At 62.7% G+C, this 21,100-nt stretch carries 24 protein-coding genes; 10 read left to right on the top strand and 14 right to left on the bottom strand.

Annotated elements, in window-relative coordinates:
- Positions 1–18 precede the first annotated feature (18 nt).
- Positions 19–573, top strand: coding sequence for a hypothetical protein (locus FF80_RS06810; protein ID WP_035098838.1), 555 nt, complete (start codon positions 19–21; stop codon positions 571–573).
- Positions 574–841: 268 nt separating this feature from the next.
- Positions 842–1,828 (top strand): cell wall hydrolase, encoded by a 987-nt coding sequence (locus FF80_RS21630; protein ID WP_052153271.1) that lies wholly within the window; start codon positions 842–844, stop codon positions 1,826–1,828.
- On the opposite strand, the gene FF80_RS06800 is transcribed toward FF80_RS21630, so the two are convergent.
- The 3 genes from FF80_RS06800 to FF80_RS06790 form a co-directional block, all read right to left on the bottom strand.
- Positions 1,829–2,347, bottom strand: coding sequence for a hypothetical protein (locus FF80_RS06800; RefSeq protein ID WP_152558291.1), 519 nt, complete (start codon positions 2,345–2,347; stop codon positions 1,829–1,831).
- A 108-nt stretch (positions 2,348–2,455) separates the two neighbouring features.
- Positions 2,456–3,058, bottom strand: a complete 603-nt coding sequence (locus tag FF80_RS06795) for an HD family hydrolase (protein WP_035098836.1) — start codon at positions 3,056–3,058, stop codon at positions 2,456–2,458.
- A gap of 65 nt (positions 3,059–3,123) precedes the next feature.
- On the bottom strand, positions 3,124–3,942 hold the full coding sequence (locus tag FF80_RS06790; protein WP_035098835.1) for a folate-binding protein YgfZ: 819 nt from the start codon (positions 3,940–3,942) through the stop codon (positions 3,124–3,126).
- 70 nt (positions 3,943–4,012) lie between these two features.
- On the opposite strand from FF80_RS06790, the gene FF80_RS06785 reads away from it, so the two are divergent.
- Positions 4,013–5,338: a dihydroorotase gene (locus tag FF80_RS06785; protein WP_035098864.1), complete on the top strand. Its 1,326-nt coding sequence runs from the start codon at positions 4,013–4,015 to the stop codon at positions 5,336–5,338.
- A 60-nt stretch (positions 5,339–5,398) separates the two neighbouring features.
- Here the strand turns inward: FF80_RS06785 and FF80_RS20865 are convergent, their stop codons facing one another.
- From FF80_RS20865 to FF80_RS20860, 4 genes are all read right to left on the bottom strand, one after another.
- A complete protein-coding gene (locus tag FF80_RS20865) occupies positions 5,399–6,685 on the bottom strand; it encodes a hypothetical protein (protein ID WP_052153270.1) in 1,287 nt (428 codons plus the stop codon).
- Between the two features lie 670 nt (positions 6,686–7,355).
- A complete protein-coding gene (locus FF80_RS06775; RefSeq protein WP_052153269.1) occupies positions 7,356–7,634 on the bottom strand; it encodes a hypothetical protein in 279 nt (92 codons plus the stop codon).
- A 118-nt stretch (positions 7,635–7,752) separates the two neighbouring features.
- Positions 7,753–8,124 (bottom strand): TIGR02301 family protein, encoded by a 372-nt coding sequence (locus FF80_RS06770; protein ID WP_160172806.1) that lies wholly within the window; start codon positions 8,122–8,124, stop codon positions 7,753–7,755.
- A gap of 33 nt (positions 8,125–8,157) precedes the next feature.
- Entirely contained in the window at positions 8,158–8,556 is a 399-nt protein-coding gene (locus FF80_RS20860) for an NUDIX domain-containing protein (protein WP_200877174.1), read from the bottom strand.
- Positions 8,557–8,626: 70 nt separating this feature from the next.
- Here FF80_RS20860 and FF80_RS06760 point away from each other — a divergent pair, with 70 nt between their 5' ends.
- Positions 8,627–9,352: an SOS response-associated peptidase gene (locus FF80_RS06760; RefSeq protein WP_035098832.1), complete on the top strand. Its 726-nt coding sequence runs from the start codon at positions 8,627–8,629 to the stop codon at positions 9,350–9,352.
- On the opposite strand, the gene FF80_RS06755 is transcribed toward FF80_RS06760, so the two are convergent.
- Positions 9,349–9,924, bottom strand: coding sequence for a hemerythrin domain-containing protein (locus tag FF80_RS06755; RefSeq protein WP_035098831.1), 576 nt, complete (start codon positions 9,922–9,924; stop codon positions 9,349–9,351). The two genes, FF80_RS06760 and FF80_RS06755, sit on opposite strands and share 4 nt — an antisense overlap.
- A 118-nt stretch (positions 9,925–10,042) precedes the next feature.
- Positions 10,043–11,458 (bottom strand): FAD-binding oxidoreductase, encoded by a 1,416-nt coding sequence (locus FF80_RS06750; RefSeq protein WP_035098830.1) that lies wholly within the window; start codon positions 11,456–11,458, stop codon positions 10,043–10,045.
- Positions 11,459–11,658: 200 nt separating this feature from the next.
- Here FF80_RS06750 and FF80_RS06745 point away from each other — a divergent pair, with 200 nt between their 5' ends.
- Together FF80_RS06745 and aroC are read left to right on the top strand one after the other, a co-directional pair.
- Complete coding sequence (locus FF80_RS06745) at positions 11,659–12,279, top strand: histidine phosphatase family protein (RefSeq protein WP_035098829.1); 621 nt, start codon at positions 11,659–11,661, stop codon at positions 12,277–12,279.
- A 249-nt stretch (positions 12,280–12,528) separates the two neighbouring features.
- The gene (gene aroC, locus FF80_RS06740; protein ID WP_035098828.1) at positions 12,529–13,644 is read left to right on the top strand and encodes a chorismate synthase; all 1,116 of its coding nucleotides are present in this window, start codon (positions 12,529–12,531) and stop codon (positions 13,642–13,644) included.
- 404 nt (positions 13,645–14,048) lie between these two features.
- On the opposite strand, the gene FF80_RS06735 is transcribed toward aroC, so the two are convergent.
- The 4 genes from FF80_RS06735 to FF80_RS06720 form a co-directional block, all read right to left on the bottom strand.
- A complete protein-coding gene (locus FF80_RS06735; RefSeq protein WP_035098827.1) occupies positions 14,049–14,786 on the bottom strand; it encodes a TlyA family RNA methyltransferase in 738 nt (245 codons plus the stop codon).
- Positions 14,783–15,382, bottom strand: a complete 600-nt coding sequence (locus FF80_RS06730) for an SCO family protein (protein ID WP_035098826.1) — start codon at positions 15,380–15,382, stop codon at positions 14,783–14,785. The genes FF80_RS06735 and FF80_RS06730 overlap by 4 nt, the downstream gene beginning before the upstream one ends.
- Positions 15,383–15,390: 8 nt before the next feature.
- Complete coding sequence (locus FF80_RS06725; protein ID WP_035098825.1) at positions 15,391–15,639, bottom strand: exodeoxyribonuclease VII small subunit; 249 nt, start codon at positions 15,637–15,639, stop codon at positions 15,391–15,393.
- 155 nt (positions 15,640–15,794) lie between these two features.
- Positions 15,795–16,742 carry a histone deacetylase family protein gene (locus FF80_RS06720; RefSeq protein ID WP_035098824.1) on the bottom strand — a complete coding sequence of 316 codons (948 nt, stop codon included), beginning with the start codon at positions 16,740–16,742 and terminating at the stop codon, positions 15,795–15,797.
- Between the two features lie 64 nt (positions 16,743–16,806).
- Between FF80_RS06720 and FF80_RS06715 the strand changes: the two genes are divergently transcribed.
- Positions 16,807–17,760 carry an L-threonylcarbamoyladenylate synthase gene (locus tag FF80_RS06715; RefSeq protein ID WP_035098823.1) on the top strand — a complete coding sequence of 318 codons (954 nt, stop codon included), beginning with the start codon at positions 16,807–16,809 and terminating at the stop codon, positions 17,758–17,760.
- Between the two features lie 50 nt (positions 17,761–17,810).
- Here the strand turns inward: FF80_RS06715 and FF80_RS06710 are convergent, their stop codons facing one another.
- Positions 17,811–18,743, bottom strand: a complete 933-nt coding sequence (locus FF80_RS06710; RefSeq protein ID WP_035098860.1) for a DnaJ C-terminal domain-containing protein — start codon at positions 18,741–18,743, stop codon at positions 17,811–17,813.
- Positions 18,744–18,837: 94 nt separating this feature from the next.
- Here FF80_RS06710 and pdxH point away from each other — a divergent pair, with 94 nt between their 5' ends.
- From pdxH to FF80_RS06695, 3 genes are all read left to right on the top strand, one after another.
- Positions 18,838–19,461 (top strand): pyridoxamine 5'-phosphate oxidase, encoded by a 624-nt coding sequence (pdxH, locus tag FF80_RS06705; protein ID WP_052153267.1) that lies wholly within the window; start codon positions 18,838–18,840, stop codon positions 19,459–19,461.
- Positions 19,462–19,481: 20 nt separating this feature from the next.
- The gene (gene bluB, locus FF80_RS06700; RefSeq protein WP_035098821.1) at positions 19,482–20,201 is read left to right on the top strand and encodes a 5,6-dimethylbenzimidazole synthase; all 720 of its coding nucleotides are present in this window, start codon (positions 19,482–19,484) and stop codon (positions 20,199–20,201) included.
- 73 nt (positions 20,202–20,274) lie between these two features.
- Complete coding sequence (locus tag FF80_RS06695) at positions 20,275–21,090, top strand: DUF1499 domain-containing protein (protein ID WP_035098820.1); 816 nt, start codon at positions 20,275–20,277, stop codon at positions 21,088–21,090.
- Positions 21,091–21,100: the final 10 nt, after the last annotated feature.

The raw sequence follows: 21,100 nt of genomic DNA, 5'->3' as shown, positions 1-21,100 counted from the left end.
GATGGGAACGAAGACCAAGTGAAATTTTTGCCGGTTCTGGTGCTGCTGCCGCTGCTTCTTGCAACTTCGCCACAGGCTTTCGCGCAAACCGGCGGCGAACAATGCGCTGCTATCACGGGCGATGCCGAACGCCTGATCTGCTATGACGGGGTGTTCCGCGCGCCCACGAGCGACGGACAGAGCCTCAGCGTTTCCCTTGAATCCGAGCAACTGATCCCCGCCCGGCCCAGCGGGCGCGCGCCTGCAATCATGACAGTGTCCTGTGATGCGGGCCTGCTCAGCATCGCCTTCGCCTTTGCGGGCAACAACCTGTCCGCCCTGGGCAATGATGCGGGCCTGACGCTGCAATATGATGTTCAGGCCGCCCGCAGCCGCACCCTGCCAGTCAATGCCGACAATACTGCTGTGCTGATCAACAATAGCCGGGATGCCATGGCGTTTCTCGATGGCCTGATTGGCACGACGAACCTGACGGCCCGGGTAACCCCCGTCAATTCGCGATCCCTGTCGGTGCGGTTCCGGGTGGATGGATTTATCGAGCAAGTGGCCCCGGTTCGCGCCGCCTGCAACTAGTCCTGCGACAAATCAGTCTTCACATTTTGGCCGGATAACGGCCATGCTGGCTCCTTTTGCGCGCCGGATTGCTCGTTTACGCGCTGCTAACCCTAATAAGCGATAACTTCTTCTGTCGGCATTTTAGCGTCACTTTCGCCGATCAGTAATTTGTTGCGTAGCGTTGAGTAGTGTTTTGATGGCCAGTCCACACCGGACCGCGGCGCATGCGCGCCCGGCTAGAGCGGTTCGTCGCGGGCATCCCCTTGCCAAGCTATCGGCTGTGGGAGTGTTTTGCGCTCTAAGCTATGCTGGTCTGACCGGCGGGGCCTTCGGCCCGGCTGCTGATCCCCTTGGCGATCTGGGCCTGCCCGGCGTCAAGATTGCCCAGGCAAGCCTGTCCTACACCGGCAGTGAAGCCGTCATCACCGGCTCGGTGGATCATCTCTTCCAAACTGCCAGCTTCACCGGCCCCAACCGCGCCGAAAAGACCGCCCGCGTCAAACCGCCGGTCGACGTGCTCGCGCTGTCCCGCGGCTTTGAGGAAGTGCGCACGCGCCTGGCTGCACTGCGATCCCCGCCGCCTGACCCGACCGACCTGGGCCAGTCCCGCCTCGCTGCTGTCACCGGCCAGGGCACGGGCGACGTGGAAGAGGGGCCGCGCATGTCCGTGGCGGCCATCAATCCCAATGCGGCGGCGGCGCTCGACGCCATTGCCGGTATTGCCCCCAATGCCGGCGGCGCTATGGCGGCCCTCCCGCCCGGCGACCCCATTCCCGCGCTCGCCTCCGAACAACTGGCCTATGCCCGCGCCAATGCGCCGGTCACCGGTGGTTTCTCGGAAGGCGCCGTCATGCAGGTGTCCACCAAGGAACTCTGGTGCCTGGCCACTGCGATCTATTTCGAAGCGCGCGGCGAGGCCTATCGCGGCCAGGTCGCCGTTGCTCAGGTCGTGCTCAACCGCGTCAAGGATCACCGCTACCCCAATACGATCTGCGGGGTGGTGTTCCAGAACCAGCAGCGGCGCAATTCCTGCCAGTTCTCGTTCGCCTGCGACGGCATTCCTGAAGTCGTCAACGACCAGAAATCCTGGGCGCAGGCCGAGGATATTGCCAGGCGCTTCACCGATGGCGAGCTGTATCTGACCGAGGTTGGCGATGCGACGCACTATCACGCCACCTATGTGCGCCCCGCCTGGGCGCCGCGCATGCAGAAGGTGACCCAGATCGGTCTGCACGTCTTCTACAAGTTCAAGCGCGGCTGGATGTTCGGCTGATCAGCAGACGCGAACCGACGCCGTGGCGACACAAATGACGTCGCCCAGCTGACTTAGAGCAACGGCGCCGGTGTCGAGGTAGAACCAGGAATTGCCGGGCTTGCTGTTGAACGAGGACCAAGCGCCATTGCTCCAGAAGGAGAAATGGTTGCGGTTTCTGTTATGGGGCCCGGGTGCGCGCTCGACCGAGATGCCGGGATACTGGATGTGGCTGGAAAACATCGCGTCGGTTGAATAGGTGCCGGTTTCGGTGGTGGTGATGTCGACATAGGACACTTTGCCCATCTCGATCTTTTTCACCCGTGTCGTCGACAGCGGCGTGGTGGAAACCCAGTTCTCGTTTTCGACCAGATAGTTAGTGCCTTCGAACCTGACCAGCTGCGAAGGGTCGAACCCCTGCGCACCAAACTCGTCACCGAAAGCCTCGACCACGAAACCGGGGCCGATGGCCGCCAGGATAGAGGCGCAAACGGCGCCGAGGGCGATGCCCAGCAACATGTGACGATCTGGCAGATCCATGATTTCCGTCCCGGAATGAAGCGTCGGCAGAGTTCTGTTAACGCTTGAGTAACCACGGCGGGCGGCGCGAGGCAAAATTCATCCCTTGTTAGGGTTAATGTTCACGGATCAGAGGGCGATGGAATCGAAGGCGTCGACGAAGCGGTCATGGGCTTCGCGGGTCGGCCAGGGGCGGATCAGGCGGTCGAAGGCTTCGACATCGAAGGCCGGCATGCTGGGCTCGCCGAACAGTTTTCGCGCTTCGGTATCTTCGAAGCCGGCCAGGTGGATGGCCTCGAAAAATGCGGCTTCGCGATCGGCTTTCTTGATCAGCTTGGCGAGGGCGCCGGTTTGGGCCGAGGGCAGCGAGAAACGCAGGTAGATCGCTGATAACAAACGATTTTCAACGTCTTTGTAATTGCCGCCCATGGCTGCCTTGAAGGGCGAAATAATGTCGCCCATGACATATTCGGGGGCGTCATGCAGCAGCGCCTGCAACTGGGAAATGCCGTCGCAATCGGGGTTGTGGGCGCGGAACAACTCGAGCACCAGTACCGAATGCTGGGCTACGGAAAAGGGGTAGTCGCCCAGCGTTTGCCCATTCCAGCGGGCCACGCGGGCAAGGCCGTGCGCGATGTCGGACAGCTCGACATCCATTGGCGAGGGATCGAGAATATCGAGCCGGCGACCCGACAACATGCGTTGCCAGGCGCGTCCACTAGTCCGTGCCATAATGCCCCGAGCAAGAATGAGTTAGCAAAGTGTTAACCCTGACGGCTCGATTCGCCAATGATCGGCTATTCCTCGGAGGCCGTCTCGCCGAATTGATAGGTCGCCCAAGCCGGCAGGCTGACCGTCACCGGTTTGCCATCCACGGTGACGGTGGCCGGATCGGCAATGCGGTCGAGCCGCAGGATCGCGACGGCCTTGCCATCGACCACCACGCCAATGCTGCCGGCTTCACGCGCCCCGGCCATGACCGGCATGCCAGCCGCTGCCTCGATACCCGAAACAATCACCGGCCGCCGCCTTGCGGTGCCGCGATGTTTCATGCGGGAGACGACTTCCTGGCCGACATAGCAGCCCTTGACGAAGTCGATGCCATCGAGGATGTCCATGCCCAGATCATGGGCGAAGGCATCCATGCCAGGGAAATCGGGACCAAGCTGGGGTATGCCGCGGGTGATGCGGGTGGCGTGATAGGCTCGGTCATCGGCCGTCCACCCGGCCGTCGCTTCGACGGGGGCGATAATGCGCCAACCCAACGCGTTCCCATCCTTATGCGAGATCAGTTCCGGCGCGGGCGCATCGGAAAAGCCGACACGGTGACTTTCCCGCAGATCATCGATCACCACCTGGGCGCGCAGGCGATACATCTTCATGCGCTTGAAGAAATCATCGGCCACTGACTGATGCACGTCGAGCCAGAGCGCGTCGTCGGCCCAACCGGCCAGTCCCTCGGCCAAAACCTTGCCTTGGGCGGAAAGCAGTGCCCACCAGGCGGCGACGCCCGGCTCCTGCGGGATGTGGCCGGTGACCACGTCATTGACCAGTTTATGGGCATCGACACCGGAAAACCGAAACACGGCCCGGTCGGCCCGCAAATGAATAGTCATGCTCGCTTGCCTCCCGGACGAAGTGTCCGCTAAACCGGCCATGGACAACGGCTCGATGGGAACCAAAGACATGGCGCACTACGACACGATTTTCAAGAACGCCACTCTGGTCAACCATGACGGCGAGGGGCAATCCGATATCGGCGTACGGGGCGGGCGGATCGTGGCTCTGGGGGCGCTGGCGGGCGATACGGCTGATGCGGTGGTCGATTGCAAGGGGCTGCATATCCTGCCCGGCGTCATCGATACGCAGGTGCACTTTCGCGAACCCGGCCTGACGCACAAGGAAGACCTTGAATCCGGCTCGCTCTCGGCCGTGATGGGCGGGGTGACGGGCGTGTTCGAAATGCCCAATACCAACCCGCTGACCACCAGCCGGGAAACGTTCGAAGCCAAGATCGCCGCCGGCACCAATCGCATGCATTGCGACTTCGCCTTCTATATCGGCGGCACCCACGAAAATGCCGGCCAATTGGCGGAACTGGAAAAGCTGCCCGGCTGCGCCGGCGTCAAGGTGTTCATGGGCTCCTCGACCGGCTCGCTCCTCGTGGCGGACGATGATGGCGTGGAAGCCATTCTGCGCGCGATTTCCCGCCGCGCGGCCTTTCATTCCGAAGACGAATATATGCTCGAGCAGCGCAAGCATCTGCGCGTGCCGGGCGACCCATCCAGCCACCCGGTCTGGCGCTCGCCCGAAGTGGCGCTCAATTCCACCAAGCGCCTGGTGGAACTGGCCCGCAAGACGGGCAAGCGCATCCATGTGCTGCATATCTCGACCGGTGAAGAAATCGCCTATCTCGCCGACCACAAGGACGTGGCCAGCGTCGAGGTCACGCCACACCATCTGACGCTGGACGAGACGGCCTATACCAGGCTGGGTACCTATGCCCAGATGAACCCACCGGTGCGCGACAAGGCACATCGCGAGGCAATCTGGGGCGGTGTGCGCAATGGCGTCGCCGATATTCTGGGCTCCGACCACGCGCCGCATACGCGGGAGGAAAAGGACCACGCCTATCCCGATTCCCATTCCGGCATGACCGGCGTGCAGACGCTGGTGCCGACCATGCTCGATCATGTAAATGCCGGTAAGCTGAGCCTCATGCGGTTTGTGGATATGACCAGCCATGGGCCCAACCGGTTGTTCGGCATCGCCAATAAGGGCCGGATCGCGGTGGGCTATGATGCCGACCTGACCATTGTCGACCTCAAGCGCCGCGAGACGATTACCAATGAGTGGGTGAAGAGCCGGGCAGGGTGGACGCCTTATGATGGGGTGTCGGTGACTGGCTGGCCGGTGGGCACGATCGTGCGGGGCAAGACGGTGATGTGGCAGGGCGAATTGGTGACGCCATCAACGGGCCAGCCGATGCGGTTTTTGGAGGCGCTGGGGTAGGGGGCGATCTCGCTGAGGCAACGTGTGCGTGACAGGCCGTCAGATGGCCGCCGGAGGCCGTCAATTCTTGTTCGCTGAATTAGCTGTCGGAGTTGATATTTTATCCACTTCACTTGGACGAACGGGAGTGGCGTTTGGGTCGCGTGGATCATCTGGAAACGGTATATCCAGACTGAGCTGCATCCCTTTCAGTATTGAAAGTAGATACATCGCATCACCCAGCGCCATGTCCAGCTGCTGCCACTGACCTGATTTGTCCTTATACTGGATGCCCACGGCCTCATGCCCGTAGCTGATGCGAACCCCCATCATTTCCCCAACAGCGGGCAGAATGTTGATGGGCGAGTTGGCCTTTTTCGGTTCCGCTTCGGGCTTGGGCATATCTGTCGGCTCCGGTGGGTTAAAATGAATGGTGCCTCGTCGTGGCGATGTTCTCTTGTTGTCCGGCGAACTCAGTTCGGGATGCACAAACCAGCTGGCGTTCTGATAGCTGATGGCGAAGGTTTCGATGGGGCGCAGCTGAATGGCGGCTGCCAGTTCAGAGGGCAGCATCAATTTGACGTTGAGCTGGGGGAATTCCTTGCGTTGCGAAGCACGCCTGAAGTTGTCTATCAGGGGAAAATCTACGGCTAGAAAGCAGTACAGATCATACTTGTGAGCCGTATGTATGTGCCACGCATCGAGATTGCTTTTTTTTGGTAGCAGCCGTGCCAGCGTCGCGAAAGGTTCGGCTTTGGACTCGGCGAGGCGTGCTTGCTGGGCGGCCTTGGGATCTACCGCATCAAAATGATGCCCATCGACTGAGGGCATGTGGATGTCATCAAAAACGTTGAGGTCCTGCGCTCCATATCCACGGAAACGACCGATTGGTTGTCTCAAACTTTCAGCCTGCAACTCCGCTGAGGTGACTAGTTTTATGTGACCTCGCTTAGCCAGCTCAGCAATGCCGACGAGGTATGTCACCTCGCGATAGAGACGATCTGAGCTATTCGGCGCGTGGACAGGAATTCGAGTCGAGTACCCTGTGTTTTCCGGTATCTGCCCTCCCCACAAGGACCTTCCGGTATTCATCCATGCCGTCTCGTGGGTGACGCCGTGCCCAAGTGCCGAATTGTCAATGAGGACCTTTATCGGACCCACCTTTCGCAGATGCACTTCCGCCTGCAAAATCGACAGACGCACATAGGCCCGCCCAAGTACCTTTTTGCAACGAAAGCTGACCGTATTCCGTAGCAGGAGTAAACGGCGCTTAACTTGCTCATATGAGGATGAAATGCGTACCATACCAGCAGTATAGCCGACCTCGCATGATCCGCCATTGAGTGGCTCGATAATCAGGCGGAACATTACATTGTGGGTGTTTCAAGAGTTTGGCGCGTGGGGAGGGCAAGAGGGAGCCACAACTGCGATGTCATCCCGGCGCAGACTGGGATTCATGCTGAAGGTTTTCCGCGATATCGGATGGGTGGATAGGGCACAGCATGGATTCCGGCCCGCGCCGGAATGACGTGGTGGGTGGGGTGAATTTTGCGGTGCACGAACTCTTTCACATAACCACAACTGTCCTCCCTGGGGCTTGACCCGGGGGCCATTCACAGCTTGTGCCGCATTGGGAGGGGCCCTCGGGTCGAGCCCGAGGGAGACGCGGCGGGTGGGGATGCTTGGGTGGCTCGGAGCGGCTTTCCGTCCCTTCCTTCTCCCCTTGAGGGAGAAGGTGCCCGAAGGGCGGATGAGGGGTTTCTTTCTGCATTTCTGGCATGGGATGGCGCAGTACCCCTCACCCTGCTTTTTCGCTGAACGCGAAAAAGCTGTCCTTGCCATTCGAGCGTAGCTCTCATGGCCTTCTTCCCTCAAATCGCTCCACCATTTGCCCTGCGGGACGGCTCGAAGTCCCTCAAGGGGCGAGGGGAACAGGGCCTCGTCCGCGATGTGCATGCTTGGATAGGCGCAGCATGGATTCCGGCCTTTCGCCGGAACGACATCATGGGTGTGGATGATGAGTGCCCTTGGCCGCCCGCTATTGCAGCACGCGATCCAGATTGTACTCGCCCGAGCGGATGCGGTCGGGGAGCATGGCGATGAGGTCCGCGGTGGCTTCGTCGCCGTGGAGTTTGACGAAGGTGGCGAGCGCGGCGAACAGGGAGGCGTGGGCCAGGGCCGCGCTTTCCAGGCCATCGTCTTCGGCGTGGTTCCAGGCTTCGGCCAGATATTCGAGCGCGAGCTGGCGCTCGCTCTGTTCGCGATCGAAGGGGCCCAGCCCGGACGCTGGCGAAAACATGGACTTGGTCGTGGTCATGGGCCTTGGGTTACCACGCGCGCAGCGTGAGATCGCGTAAGAAGTAACCCGAAGGTTAACGGGTGGTGCGAAATGCTATCGGGTTAGTAAACCGTTTAACTTCTCGTTAACCAATGGTCTATTCGGCAAACCGCGTATGGATGTCCCTGGCGGTGCGTTCGGCCTCGGCGAGCAGGCGCGTCAGGGCTTCATGCGCGGCGGGCGTGCAGGCGCGGTGAAAGCGGGCATAGGCGGTGTAGCCGCCATTGAAGGCCCCGGCCAGGCGCTGGCGGCGATCTTCGTCGGGTTCGTCCAGGCTGATCAGATCGGACATCTGGGCGCGCCAATCGGTATTGCCGGCCTTGCACAGCGGCTGCAGGAAATAAAGGCTGCCCATGATCTCGGCCAGCCGCTCCATTTCGCGCTGATAGAGCGGATCGATCGCCATGGCCGGCGAGGCGGAGAGGCCCAGCGTCAGCATCACGATCATCGCTTTGAACAATCTTGCCATGGCGTCCATTTATCCCTAGCCGCGGCGCTTGTATCAGCTTTGCGCCACCGCCGCGAAGGCCTTCGCGAGGACGTCATCAAGGCGGCTGGTGGTGCGGAAGGCGACGAGGGCTCCCGGGGCCACCCATTTGTGATCGCTGATTTCGTCGGAGGCGAAGAAGACGCCGGAAAAATCGGTGCTGGCGAACACGGCCAGCCGGAAGGTCTCGTCCTTGCCCAGCAATTGCACCATGACGGGTCTCAGATTCCGTACCGCAAGGCCCACTTCCTCGCGGATTTCGCGCTCCGCGCATTGCTCGATGGTTTCCTCAGGCTCGATGCGGCCGCCGGGCAGGGTCCACAAATGCTGATAGGGCGCATAGGCGCGCTTGATCAGCAGCACCTTGCCATCGCGGATCAGGGCAACACTGGCGGCGTTCGGGGTCTCGGTCACTGACGGGTCCATTTGCGATTCGCGTTGCCACAGACTACCTCTTTGGCGACCGATTCCGGAGGCCCCTCACATGTGCGGACGCTATGCATCGACCTTGCCGCCCGAACTGATGGCGGAGCTGTTCAAACTGCTCAACAGCGTCGAGTCGGTGCCGCGCTATAATATCGCCCCGACCCAGCCGGTGATCGCCATCTGGGAGGAGTCGGGCCGGCGCGAGGGGCACTTTGCGCGCTGGGGGCTGGTGCCGCGCTGGGTGAAAGATCCGCGCGAATTTCCGCTGCTGATCAATGCCCGGGTAGAAACCATGGCGGAAAAACCAGCGTTTCGCGATGCGCTCAAGCATGGCCGCTGCATCATTCCGGCCAGCGGCTATTACGAATGGCACACCAATCCCGATAAATCCAAGCAACCCTATTACATCACCCTGGCCGATGACCGGCCCATGGCGCTGGCAGGGCTTTATGCCACCTGGGTCGGCCCCGAGGGCGAGGAAATCGACAGCGTCGCCACCATCACCGTGCCGGCCAATGGGCAACTGTCGGCGGTGCATGACCGGATGCCGGCAATTCTTGAAGGCGACGCGATCGAGCAATGGCTGGATGTGCGCGGGGTTACGGCCAAGGCCGCCTATCAATTGGCGCTGCCGCTGGAGGACGGGGTGGTCAAGTTTCATCCGGTATCGACGCGGGTCAATTCGGCGCGGGATGATGATCCGGGATTGATCACTGAAGTGAGCGTGCAAAAGCCTGAGCCCATGCGCAAGAAGGCGGCGGGCGGGCAGCTGGACCTGTTTTAGGCCCCGATGCTGAAATAGCCCAGCGCGTCGCCCATGGCGTCTTCCTCGTAACCCAGATGGGACAGCAGCACGCGTTCGAGGGCGTGATAGATGGTCAGCGTGGTCTCGAAATTGGTGGGGGTAGGGTCGGCGGCGAGCGTGTTGAGCGCATCGACCAGGCGGACGAGCAATTCATGCACGACGACATGCTCGGCGCGCAGGCGATCAGCGATCTTGCGGAAGGCCTCGCCCTGTTCGGCCAGGGCCGGAAAGATCGCGTAATCCTCGATCGAGTGGTGGGTGTTGACGATCTGGCAATGCTGGCCGCAGAGGTTTCCGAAGCGGCGGTAATTGGCGACGATGGCCAATTCGGAGGTTTCAGCTTCGATCTGTGCGGCGGTGACGCTGCCCGCCTTGGCGCGCTCGATCAGCTTGCCGAGCGTGCGCATATTGTGCCGCAGATGGTCGTGTACCATGCGCAGATGCAGGCCCGGCTGGCGCTGTTCTTCAGTGACGTTTTCCAGCGCAACCGGAGGCGGACGGGTGGCGTCGTCGAGAAATTCGACGCCGGCAAGGGGCAGGATCTGGGTCATGGCGCTGAAATGGCGCCTATAGTGCCATTTCGCAAGTAGGTACTAAAAAGTGACTGGCGGTCCTTGGTGGTCGCGTTTCCGAACCGCAAAAGTGGTGTCCACTTTTGCTGGAAACGCTCTAGGGCAGCATCTTGCCCGGATTGAGGATGCCCTTGGGGTCGAGCGCGGTCTTGATGGAGCGCATCATGTCGAGCGCGACGGGGTCCTTGACCTGGGCCAAGAGGTCAATCTTGAGCTGGCCGATGCCGTGTTCGGCCGAGATCGAGCCGCCCAGCTTGAGGACGATCTCGTAGATTGCCCCATGCAGCTTCTCGTCCGCCTCAGCCATGAAGGCCTTGGGATCGGCACCCACGGGCTGGCTGAAATTGAAGTGGATATTGCCATCGCCCATATGCCCGAACGGCACTGGACGGATGCCTGGAAACAGGCGCTCGGCGGCGGCCGAGCCTTCGGCAATGAGCTGGGGCACGGCAGCGATGGGCACCGACACGTCATGCTTGATCGAGGCGCCTTCCTTGGATTGCACCTCGCTCATCTGCTCGCGGAAGGCCCACATGCGGGTGCGATCGGAGAGGGATTCGGCGAGCACCGCATTGTCGATCAGATTGCGCTCGAAGGCGGTTTCGATGGCGGCCTGCAACAGCCCGGACTGGCCGCCCGCCATGCGCGAAATTTCGATCAGCGCATACCAGGGCGAGGGGCCGGCAGTGGGGTCACGATCGAGCATGGCATGGCGCAATTGCATGTCGAGACCCAATGCAGGGACGATCTCGAAGGCATTGAGACGCCCGCCCAGCCGCTCGCGGAGGAGCTGAAACAGGGTGAGCGCGGCTTCGGGACCGGCGATATTGACCAGGCAGGTCTCGTAGTCCTCCGGCTTGGGGAAGAGCTTGAGTGTGGCCGCGGTGATGATCCCCAGCGTGCCCTCGGCGCCGACCAGCAGGTCCTTGAGGTCGTAGCCGGTATTGTCTTTTTTCAGCGAATTGAGGCCCTGATAGAGCCGCCCATCGGCCAGCACGGCTTCGACGCCCATGGTGAGTTCGCGGGCATTGCCATAGGTGAGGACGTTGACGCCACCGGCATTGGAGGAGAGCAGGCCCCCGATGCGGGCGGAACCCTGCGAGGCGAGCCAGAGCGGGAAAATTGTGCCCTGCGCTTCGGCCGCCTTATGGGCGTTTTCGAGGATGACACCGGCTTCCGCCGTCATGGTGCCGGCGGCGGGATCGACGCTGCGGATGGTGTCGAGACGGGTGAGGCTGATGATGACTTCGTCGCCTCGCAACGGCACCTGCGCGCCGACCAGCCCGGTATTGCCGCCCTGGGGGATGAGGCCCACACCATGCTCATTGGCCCAGCGGACGACGGCCTGCACTTCGGTGATCGAAGCGGGCAGCACGATCGCGGCGGCGCTTTTGTGGAAGCGCTTGCGGGGCTCGTTGAGGTAATTGCCCATCTGCTCGGGCGCGCCGATGACGGCGGCGGGTCCGACAAGGGTTGTGAGTTGGGCAATGATATCGGCGGTGGAAAGAGGCATGAAAAAACCGGACTTTGGTGGCCGAACGGCCGGGGCGCGAACTTGCCCCAAGGGATCACCACAATGACCACTCGATCAGGAGCAGGCAAGCGCGGTATACCTGCTTTCCGATTTGGACTGTGGCGTGACCGGGGGAATCCGATACGGTGCTGGCAGTTACCCTGATGTAGGACGCGTTGGCACAGCGCGGGAATGAGCACATGACAGCCTTGGTCTGGCCGGAAATCTACTTCATCCGGCATGGAGAAACACCCTGGAACGCCGAACGCCGCTATCAGGGGCGCAAGGACATTCCGCTCAACGACAAGGGCAGGGGCCAGGCCAACCAGAACGGGCTGACGCTGGCGGCTCTGTTCAAGGCGCGCGGGCTCGACCCAAGGGCGTTTGAATGGCATGCCTCGCCCCTCAACCGCACCCGTGACACCATGGATCGCGTGCGGGCGGGCTTTGATATCCACCTGCCTGACGTCAAATATGATGTGCGGCTGATGGAAATTTCCTTTGGCGTGCTCGAGGGCGAATTGTTCGAGCAATTGCCGGCCAATATGGCGGTGGCGCCGGGCGAACGCACCGAAGACTACTGGGATTTCCGTCCTGAGAATGGCGAGAATTATCGCGATGTCGAAGCCCGGCTCGAGGAATTTGCCGCGGTGCTGACCGGCCCCTCCGTGGTTGTCGCCCATGGCGGCATTGCCCGCACTTTGCGGGTGCTGATCGAACATGCGCCCATTATCGACGTCATCAACTGGGCGCCGCCGCAGGACGCGGTGATGCATTTCACACCGGGCCGAATGGAATTGCTGCGGGCGGGCGACGTCTAGGACTTGTCCTCTATGTCGCCGCAACCAACGCGCCTCCCTCGGGCTTGACCCGAGGGCCTCTCTCAACTCGGCGCAAGCGGCGAACGGCCCTCGGGTCGAGCCCGAGGGAGATGCGGTGGGTGGGGTGTTGACGGTTCAAACCCATCAAAATGGGCGTTGGACCAGCTGGGTAAGTACGATCTATCGGGACCCTTCGATTGACCTGACCGCCCCGCCTGCCTAGAAAGCCCTCAACCACGGGGCCGCGCCATGTCTTTCAATACGTTCGGACATCTTTTCCGTTTCACCACCTGGGGCGAAAGCCATGGGCCGGCGCTTGGCGTTGTGGTGGATGGGTGCCCCCCGGGCATCGCGCTGACGCCCGAAATGATCCAGCGCGATCTGGACCGGCGCAAGCCGGGGCAGTCCAAATTCACCACGCAGCGCCGTGAGGCCGACGAGGTGAAAATCCTCTCCGGCGTGTTCGAGGACGAGCGCACCGATGGAGCGCGCACGACGGGCACGCCGATTTCGCTGATGATCGAAAATACCGATCAGCGCTCCAAGGACTATGCCGAGATTCGCGACAAATATCGGCCCGGCCATGCCGACTACACCTATGACCAGAAATACGGCATCCGCGACTATCGCGGCGGTGGGCGCACTTCGGCGCGCGAGACGGCGGCGCGGGTGGCGGCAGGGGCGGTGGCGCGGCAGGTGCTGGCGGGGATTTCCATTCGCGCGAGCCTGGTGCAGATCGGGCCGCACAAGATTGATTACAACAATTTCGATTGGGACCAGGTCGACCAGAACCCGTTCTTCTGCGCCGATGCCCAGGCGGCAGAAATGTGGGCCGATTATCTCGATGGTATCCGCAAGGAAGGCAATTCGGTGGGGGCGGTGATCGAGGTGGTGGCCGAGAATGTGCCGGCGGGCTGGGGCGCGCCGATCTATGGCAAGCTGAGCGCGGATCTCGCGTCGGCCATGATGAGCATCAATGCGGTCAAGGCGGTGGAAATTGGCGCTGGGTTCGAGGCGGCAAGCCTGACCGGCATCGAGAATGCCGACCAGATGCGCAGCGGAGAAAACCGGCCCTATTTCCTGTCCAACCACGCCGGCGGCATTCTGGGCGGGATTTCCAATGGGGACCCGATTGTGTGCCGCTTCGCGGTGAAACCGACATCGTCAATCATCACGCCGCGGCAGACGGTGACGACGATGAATGAGGATACCGATATTGTCACCAAGGGGCGGCATGACCCTTGTGTGGGTATTCGTGCGGTGCCGGTGGGCGAGGCGATGATGGCGCTGGTGCTGGCGGATCATTATCTGCGGCACAGAGGGCAGACTGGGCGCGAGGGTGCGGTGGGGTTTGAGCGGAACTGAGGGTGTGCTTCCCCCTTGAGGCAGCTCAATCGTATAGAGAAATTCAGGTCTCTATCGTCCCCTCGCCCCTCAGGGGAGAGGGTTAGGGTGAGGGGTGCGATGCCTGGACATTTGAGCTGTTGCAGCATCGCACCCCTCACCCGCCGGCTTCGCCGCCGACCTCTCCCCTGAGGGGCGAGGTGAGCCCCGGCATGCGGTTGCCATGCTTAGATGCATCCAAGCATGGGATGGCTTGCGCCATTCGAGCATAGCTCTCATGGCCTTCTCACCTCAAATCGCTCCACTGGAGCGATTTGCCCTACGGGACGGATCGAAGCCCCTCACCCTGTCATTTTTGCTGAACGCAGAAATGCCGTCCCTCTCCCTTAAGGGGCGAGGGTTGGGCTCAGCTCATTGTTCAGTAGCTAGCTTCGTCCGAACACCAGCACCGTCTCCACATTGCCATCGCCGCCGGCAATCGGTGATGTCACCGAGTTCCGGTGCTGGAAGCCCTGGGCCTGCATGAAGGCAATGACATCGGTCAAAGCGGCCTGGATGGCCTCTTCGCTGGTGACGATGCCGCCCTTGCCGACATTGCGGCGGCCGACTTCGAATTGCGGTTTGAAGAGGATCACCGCGTCGGCATGCGGGGTGCAGAGCGCAAGCGGGGCTTCGAGCACTTTGATGACCGAGACGAAGCTGACATCGGAGACCAAGAGGTCAATGGGCTCGGGGATCATCTCGGCGGTCAGATCGCGGGCATTGACGCCTTCCATGCTGACCACGCGGTCGCTGCCCTTCAGGCGCTCATGCAATTGGGCGTGGCCGACATCGACGGCATAGATGCGGCGGGCGCCGCGTTCCATCAGGACCTGGGTGAAGCCGCCGGTGGATGAGCCGACATCGATGCAGGTTTTACCTGTGGCGTCGATGCCGCCGGCTTCGAGCCCGGCCACCAGCTTGAGGGCCGCGCGGGACACGTAATTGGCGGCGGGATCGCTGAGGGCGAGCTTGTCGTCGCGGCCGACCATCTGGTTCTGCTTGACGGCGGTGACGCCATTGACGGTCACCGTGCCGCGCAGGATGGCGTCGCGCGCCCTTGCACGGCTGGGCACGAGGCTTCGTTGTTCGAGCGCCAGATCGAGCCGGATACGCTCGCTCATTGCTTGACCAGCCGCTCGACCTTGGCGAGCGCGGTGCCGCCCGCTTCTTCATAGGCAATGGTGCCATCGAACTCGCCTTCGGCGTCGATCAGGAAGGTCAGGGCGGTGTGATTGACCAGGTAGTAATCGTCCGTAGCCTCGGCCTTCTCCGAGAAGACGCCGAAAGCGGCCTTGATCGCTTCGGTCTGCGCCGCATCGCCAACCAGGCCGATGATCGAGGGATCAAAGCCTTCGACATAGCCTTTGACCGCGTCGAGCGTGTCGCGTTCGGGATCGACGGTGACGAAGATGATGCGGAGTTGATCCGGCGTCAGGCCGAGCTGGGTGCGCCAGGCGGTGGTTTCGGCCAGCGTGGTGGGGCACACATCGGGGCAGAAGGTATAGCCGAAGAAGATCAGGCTTGGTTTACCCTTGAGATCATCCTGGGTGAACGTGCCGCCGGCGGTCGAGGCGAGGGCGAATTGTTGGGTGGCGAAATTGAGTGGCGCCGGCCTTGCGGGTGGGCGGAAGACGTAAAGCGCGGTGGCGCCCAAGGCCACGATTGCGACCAGGCTCCACAGCACGATGCGAAAATTGCGGAGGGACTTGTTGGTCATGGCGGGCGCTAGGCGTCCAGCGGCTCGGTGCCGGTGGGGCGGCCGTCGCGGGACAGGGTGATCTTTTCGATACGGGCTTCGGCGGTGCGCAGCAGGGTTTCGCAATGGGCCTTGAGGGCCTCGCCGCGCTCATAAATGGCGATGGATTCGGCCAGCGGCGCGCGGCCCGACTCGAGCTTGCCAACGATTTCCTCGAGCTGGGCCAAAGCGGCCTCAAAGCTCAGCGTTTTCACATCGTCATTGGTAGCTTCGGCCATGCGGGGCTCCTTAGATTGTGCGGACAATTCGGTGATGGAGGGCTGTAAATGGCGGTTTCCTCCGCTTCCGGTGCTCACGTACCCAAAAGTACGTTGCGCTCCGGTTCTCGAAAACCACCATTTTCGCCTCTCCCTGACCGAATTGTCCGCACAATCTAGTCTTCGAGGCGGCCTACGGCGCCGTCCATCAGCATGGCAACGTGATGCGAGGCACCGCCCGCCAGCCCCTTGAGGTCATAGCCACCTTCGAGCAGCGACACAATGCGGTTGCCGCAGCAGCGCTCGGCCACATCCATCAATTTTCCGGTGAGCCAGCTGAAGTCCGGGGATTCCCAATTGAGCTGGGCCAGCGGATCGAGGCGATGGGAGTCAAAGCCTGCCGAAAGCAGCAGCAGGTCGGGCGAAAAATCGATCAGGGCGGGAATAATGCGGGTGAGATAGGCGTCGCGCATGGCGGCGCCATCCGAATTGGCGTCAAGCGCCACGTTGACGATATTGCCCACGCCGGTTTCGCGGGGGTGGCCGGTGCCGGGATAGAGCGGCATCTGGTGGCTGGAGGCGTAGAAGACCGTGGGATCAGCCTTGAAAATATCCTGCGTGCCATTGCCGTGATGCACGTCGAAATCGACGATGGCGACGCGCTCGGCGCCATATTTGCGCTGGGCCTCGCGGGCGGTGATGGCGACGGTGTTGACCAGGCAAAAGCCCATGGGCCGGTCGATCTCGGCATGGTGGCCGGGCGGGCGGATGGCGCAGAAGGCATTGTCGGCCTGACCCAGCAGCACAGCATCGAGCGCCATGAGGGCCCCGCCAATGCCGGTGGCGACCGCATCGAGCGAGCGGGCGGAAATGAAGGTGTCGGGGTCCAATTGGCCGATCCCTTCGGCGGGGCGGGCGGCGCGCAATTGGGGGAGATAGCGGGCATCGTGCACCAGTTCGGCCAGCATCAGATCGCCGGTCGGCGCATTGCGGCGCACCAGGGCGTCGAAGCGGGAACGGGCCAGCGCTTCCTCGACCGCGACAATGCGGTCGGCGCGCTCGGCATGGCCTGGCGGGGTGACGTGGTCGGCAAAATCTGGTTGGCTGACGAGAAGCGTGGTCACTCGGGGCTCCGGTTTCCCTGCACTTCGTCTTGACGTGGCGGGGCGTCATTGTCAAACAACGGCCATGACGAAGACTGGTGAATTGAGCTTTCCTGAACCGAAAACAGTGGATGAAGCAGCAGCGCTGCTCCGTGCAGGCAAGCTGTGCGCGTTTCCCACCGAGACCGTTTATGGCCTGGGGGCGGACGCGACGGACCCCGATGCGGTGCTCTCCATCTACGAAACCAAGGGCAGGCCGCGCTTCAATCCGCTGATTATTCATTGTGCGGATCTGGCCATGGCCGAAACGCTGGCGGTATTTTCGCCGGTGGCGCACAAGATTGCCGCGCTCTGGCCGGGGCCGCTGACGCTGGTGCTACCGGCGCGGCCGGGCAATGGGCTGGCCGATGTGGCGACGGCAGGGCTCGATAGTGTGGCGATCCGTATTCCCGATCATCCGGTGGCGCTGGAGCTGCTGGCAGCTGTGGGGCGGCCGCTGGCGGCGCCGTCGGCCAATCCGTCGGGGCGGCTGTCGCCGACCACGGCCTATCAGGTGCGGCTCGGCTTTGGCGGGCGGGTGCCGGTGCTGGATGGCGGGCCATGCCGGGCGGGGGTGGAATCGACCATTATCCGGGTCGATGGCGATCGGCTGATCCAGCTGCGATCCGGCGCCATGGCGCGTGGCGATATCGAATTGGTGCTGGGCACGGTCGTGGAGCTGGCGGAAAAGGATGCTGTGGTGGCCGCGCCCGGCATGCTGCTCAGCCATTATGCGCCCGAGGCGCTGATGCGGCTGGATACCGAGCCGCGCGAGGGGGAGGCCTATCTGGCGTTTGGCTCGGCGGCGGCGTTTGACGGGCCGGTGCGGAACTTGTCGCCAGCGGGGGATTTGAAGGAAGCGGCGCGGAACCTGTTCGCCATGCTGCATGAGCTGGATGCAGAGGGGCGAGGGGTGATCGCTGTGGCGCCGATTCCCGATGAGGGGCTGGGCGAGGCGATTAATGATCGGTTGCAGCGGGCAGCGGCGCCGCGGGGGTAGGGGTGTTTCCCTCTCCCACAAGGGGAGAGGGAGGGGGCTCTGTGGTTGGGCTAGTTGTCCCGCACCTTATACGGCTTCTGATCGCGCATGAATCTGGCCAGCGCTTCGAGATCCGCGTCGCCGCCGGGGGGCAATACGACCTTGAGGTTCACATAGAGATCGCCGCCGCCATGCAGGCCCTTGCCTTTGAGGCGGAGGGATTTTCCGGTGTCGACGCCGGGGGGCAGGGTGAGTTCGACCGAGCCGTCCAGCGTGGGGACGCGCACCTTGGTGCCCAGCACGGCTTCGTAGAGCGTGATGGGGACATCGGTGCGCAGGTCGGCGCCGTCGCGGCGGAATTGCTTGGATTTTTCAAAGCGCACGGTAACCAGCGCATCGCCCGGTTCGCCGAACGGGTTGGGATTGCCCTGGCCCTTGAGGCGGATTTGCTGGCCTTCCTCGACCTTTTCGGGAAGCTTGACCGAGAGCACCTTGCCCGAGGGCATGCGCACGGGGATCGAGGCGGCCTTGTGGGCGTCCTCGAGTGAGACGGCGGCGGTGACGACAACGTCCTCGCCCTTGGCCGCACCACGGCCGCCGCCAGCGGCAGCCCCGGCAAACGGATCCCATTGGGCGCCGCTGGCAGCGCCGCGACCGGCGCCACCACGAGGCTGGCCACCAAAGCCGCTCATGAATTCCTTGAGAATGTCCTCGGCCGAGAACCCGCCCTGGCTGGAACGGCCGCCGCGCGCGGCGCCCGGATTGAAGCCGGCAAATTTGGGATTGCCATCGGCATCGATCTCGCCCCGGTCGAACTGGGCGCGCTTTTCGGCATTGGTCAACAGGTCATAGGCATTGGTCGCCTCGGCAAATTTGCCGTGCGCCGAAGCGTCATCAGGATTTTGGTCGGGGTGATACTTCTTGGCGAGTTTGCGATAGGCGGACTTGATGTCCTTCTCGCTCGCCGAACGTGGCACCCCAAGCACGGTATAGGGATCGCGCATCTGGTCCATTCAATCAGTCTGGCGTTGCTTCGCCAAGGTTTCCCGTCCTATATGGCCACCACCCCCCGCCTTGTCCAGTTTTGGGTGCATAGACATGTTGCAAACCCTCACAGAACGCCTGTTCGACGACGGCGACCGGGCCGATCTCGACCCTTTTGCCGTGTTCGAGGAATGGTACGCCTTGGCCCAGGAGGCCGAGCCGAACGATCCTCACGCCATGGCTTTGGCAACAGTGGACGATGAGGGCATGCCCGATGCCCGCATGGTATTGCTCAATGCCCGCGATTCGCGCGGCTTTTGCTTCTTTACCAATTTCGAAAGCGAAAAGGGCCGCCAATTGCTGGCGCACCGCAAGGCGGCGCTGCTGTTCCATTGGAAATCGCTGCGCCGGCAGGTGCGGATTCGCGGCAATGTGGAAGTGGTGGCGCCCGAAGAGGCCGACGCCTATTTCGCCTCGCGCGCCAGGGGCAGCCAGATCGCCTCATCGGCGTCCGAACAGTCGCGGCCGCTGGCCAGCCGGGCGGAACTGGCCGCGCGCGTGGATGCGCTGACGGCCCTGGCGGGCGAGGGGCCGGTGACACGACCGGCGCATTGGTCGGGCTTCCGGGTGGTGCCGCAGGCGTTTGAATTCTGGAAAGACGGGCAGCATCGCCTGCATGACCGGGTGCGGTTTAACCGCGAAGGCGCGCACTGGGTGAGTACGCGGCTTTATCCCTGACCCGCCGGGCGGAAAGTGCCATGAGCGAAACATACAATCCGGCGGGCCATAACGCATTCGACGATCGGGCGCGGGACGCCGTCTACCAGGCGATTTTCAGCCGCCGCGATGTGCGCAGCCAGTTCAGCACAGCGCCATTGGACGATGCCGTGCTGGCGCGGCTGCTCAATGCTGCCCATCACGCGCCCTCGGTGGGCTATATGCAGCCCTGGAACTTCATCATCATTCGCGACATGGTGCGACGGCAGGCCATGCGCGAACTGTTCCTGGCGGCGCGCCAGGAGGAATTGCCCCAGATCGAAGATGAACGGCGGGCGCTTTATGCCAAGCTGAAGCTCGAGGGCATCTGTGAAAGCGCGGTCAATATCTGCGTGACCTGTGACCGGCACCGCAGCCGGAACTCGCCGCTCGGCCGCTGGCACAACCCGCAAATGGACCTCTACAGCACCGTCTGCGCCGTGCAGAATTTCTGGCTGGCGGCGCGGGCGGAAGGGATCGGCGTGGGCTGGGTGAGCATTGTGGATACGCCGTCTCTGCAGCGTCTACTGGGCATGCCTGAACATGTCGTGCCCATTGCCTATCTGTGCGTCGGGCCAGTACACAGCTTTGCCAGCAGACCCGATCTCGAGCGGGCGGGCTGGGGCACACGGCTGCCGCTGGAAGACATGATCATGAGCGACTGTTTTGGCGGCGAGGGCGAGGCCGCGCTGAAGCAGATCGCCAGGACCCTGCCGGCCTAGCCGCGGCCGATCTTCAAACTCCCGCAAGACCTTGGCGTTACCATGCGCAGCGAACTGAACTGACGGCGGCAAGTTGCGCATTCTGATCCGGACATCGAGATGGGCTATCTGGGCGCGGCGCCTGGGCACGCTGGCCCTGCCGCTGGTGGTGATCCCGGTGCTGCTGCATCGCGAACGGTTCATCACCAGCGATGTGTTTGTGGTGGCGGCGATGCTGGCGGGGCTGGTGGCGCTGTTCGCCCTGCTGATCTCGCTGATCGCGCTGGCCCGGCTGTGGCATACGGGCGACCAGGGCTGGGGCAAGGCGCTGGCGGGGCTGGCGCTGAGTCTCGTGTGTCTGGCCCCGTTTGGCTGGTATGGGAGCCTCGCCTGGCGCTATCCGCCGGCGACCGACATGGCCACCACCACGCGCGGTGCGATGCCGCTGGTGTTCGAGCCGGGAACCGCTGCCATGCCTGCGCCCAGGCTGCTGACACCGGCGCAACAGGTGGCGATTTTCCCCAATGCACAGATGCGCACCTATCCGCTGCTGCCCGAGCAGACCTTTGCCATGCTCGAGCGCCTGGTGGCCGATCGCGGCTGGGACGTGCGGCTGGTGCGCGAACCCACGGCAGATGGCCCCGGCCGGATCAATGCGCAGGCCATGACCTTGCCGGGCTGGCGTGAGGAGGCGGTGTTGCGGGTGACGCCCGTGGCGGAGGGCTCACGGGTCGATATGCGCTCTGCCTCGCTCAACGCGCTGCATGATTTCGGCTCGAATGGCCAGCGGATCGAAGAATTTCTGATCGCGCTGGATGATGCGGTGACGGTGTTGCTGCGGGATAATCCGGTGGTGGAGCCGGTGGAGGGTGAGGCGGAGGTGGCGCCACCGGTGGTGCCGGTGGATTAGGGGCGCTTCC

It is taken from the genome of Devosia sp. LC5 (genome assembly GCF_000735585.1).
Classification (GTDB): domain Bacteria; phylum Pseudomonadota; class Alphaproteobacteria; order Rhizobiales; family Devosiaceae; genus Devosia.
Note: the sequence above shows the minus strand (reverse complement) of the source record. Positions and strands in the feature narration are given on the sequence as shown.

Coding starts and splice junctions, on each gene's coding strand:
- FF80_RS06800 (WP_152558291.1), bottom strand. CDS start 2,347: ATGGATCTGCCAGATCGTCACATGTTGCTGGGCATCGCCCTCGGCGCC.
- FF80_RS06795 (WP_035098836.1), bottom strand. CDS start 3,058: ATGGCACGGACTAGTGGACGCGCCTGGCAACGCATGTTGTCGGGTCGC.
- FF80_RS06790 (WP_035098835.1), bottom strand. CDS start 3,942: ATGACTATTCATTTGCGGGCCGACCGGGCCGTGTTTCGGTTTTCCGGT.
- FF80_RS06785 (WP_035098864.1), top strand. CDS start 4,013: ATGGCGCACTACGACACGATTTTCAAGAACGCCACTCTGGTCAACCAT.
- FF80_RS20865 (WP_052153270.1), bottom strand. CDS start 6,685: ATGTTCCGCCTGATTATCGAGCCACTCAATGGCGGATCATGCGAGGTC.
- FF80_RS06775 (WP_052153269.1), bottom strand. CDS start 7,634: ATGACCACGACCAAGTCCATGTTTTCGCCAGCGTCCGGGCTGGGCCCC.
- FF80_RS06770 (WP_160172806.1), bottom strand. CDS start 8,124: ATGGCAAGATTGTTCAAAGCGATGATCGTGATGCTGACGCTGGGCCTC.
- FF80_RS06760 (WP_035098832.1), top strand. CDS start 8,627: ATGTGCGGACGCTATGCATCGACCTTGCCGCCCGAACTGATGGCGGAG.
- FF80_RS06755 (WP_035098831.1), bottom strand. CDS start 9,924: ATGACCCAGATCCTGCCCCTTGCCGGCGTCGAATTTCTCGACGACGCC.
- FF80_RS06750 (WP_035098830.1), bottom strand. CDS start 11,458: ATGCCTCTTTCCACCGCCGATATCATTGCCCAACTCACAACCCTTGTC.
- FF80_RS06745 (WP_035098829.1), top strand. CDS start 11,659: ATGACAGCCTTGGTCTGGCCGGAAATCTACTTCATCCGGCATGGAGAA.
- aroC (WP_035098828.1), top strand. CDS start 12,529: ATGTCTTTCAATACGTTCGGACATCTTTTCCGTTTCACCACCTGGGGC.
- FF80_RS06735 (WP_035098827.1), bottom strand. CDS start 14,786: ATGAGCGAGCGTATCCGGCTCGATCTGGCGCTCGAACAACGAAGCCTC.
- FF80_RS06730 (WP_035098826.1), bottom strand. CDS start 15,382: ATGACCAACAAGTCCCTCCGCAATTTTCGCATCGTGCTGTGGAGCCTG.
- FF80_RS06725 (WP_035098825.1), bottom strand. CDS start 15,639: ATGGCCGAAGCTACCAATGACGATGTGAAAACGCTGAGCTTTGAGGCC.
- FF80_RS06715 (WP_035098823.1), top strand. CDS start 16,807: ATGACGAAGACTGGTGAATTGAGCTTTCCTGAACCGAAAACAGTGGAT.
- FF80_RS06710 (WP_035098860.1), bottom strand. CDS start 18,743: ATGCGCGATCCCTATACCGTGCTTGGGGTGCCACGTTCGGCGAGCGAG.
- pdxH (WP_052153267.1), top strand. CDS start 18,838: ATGTTGCAAACCCTCACAGAACGCCTGTTCGACGACGGCGACCGGGCC.
- bluB (WP_035098821.1), top strand. CDS start 19,482: ATGAGCGAAACATACAATCCGGCGGGCCATAACGCATTCGACGATCGG.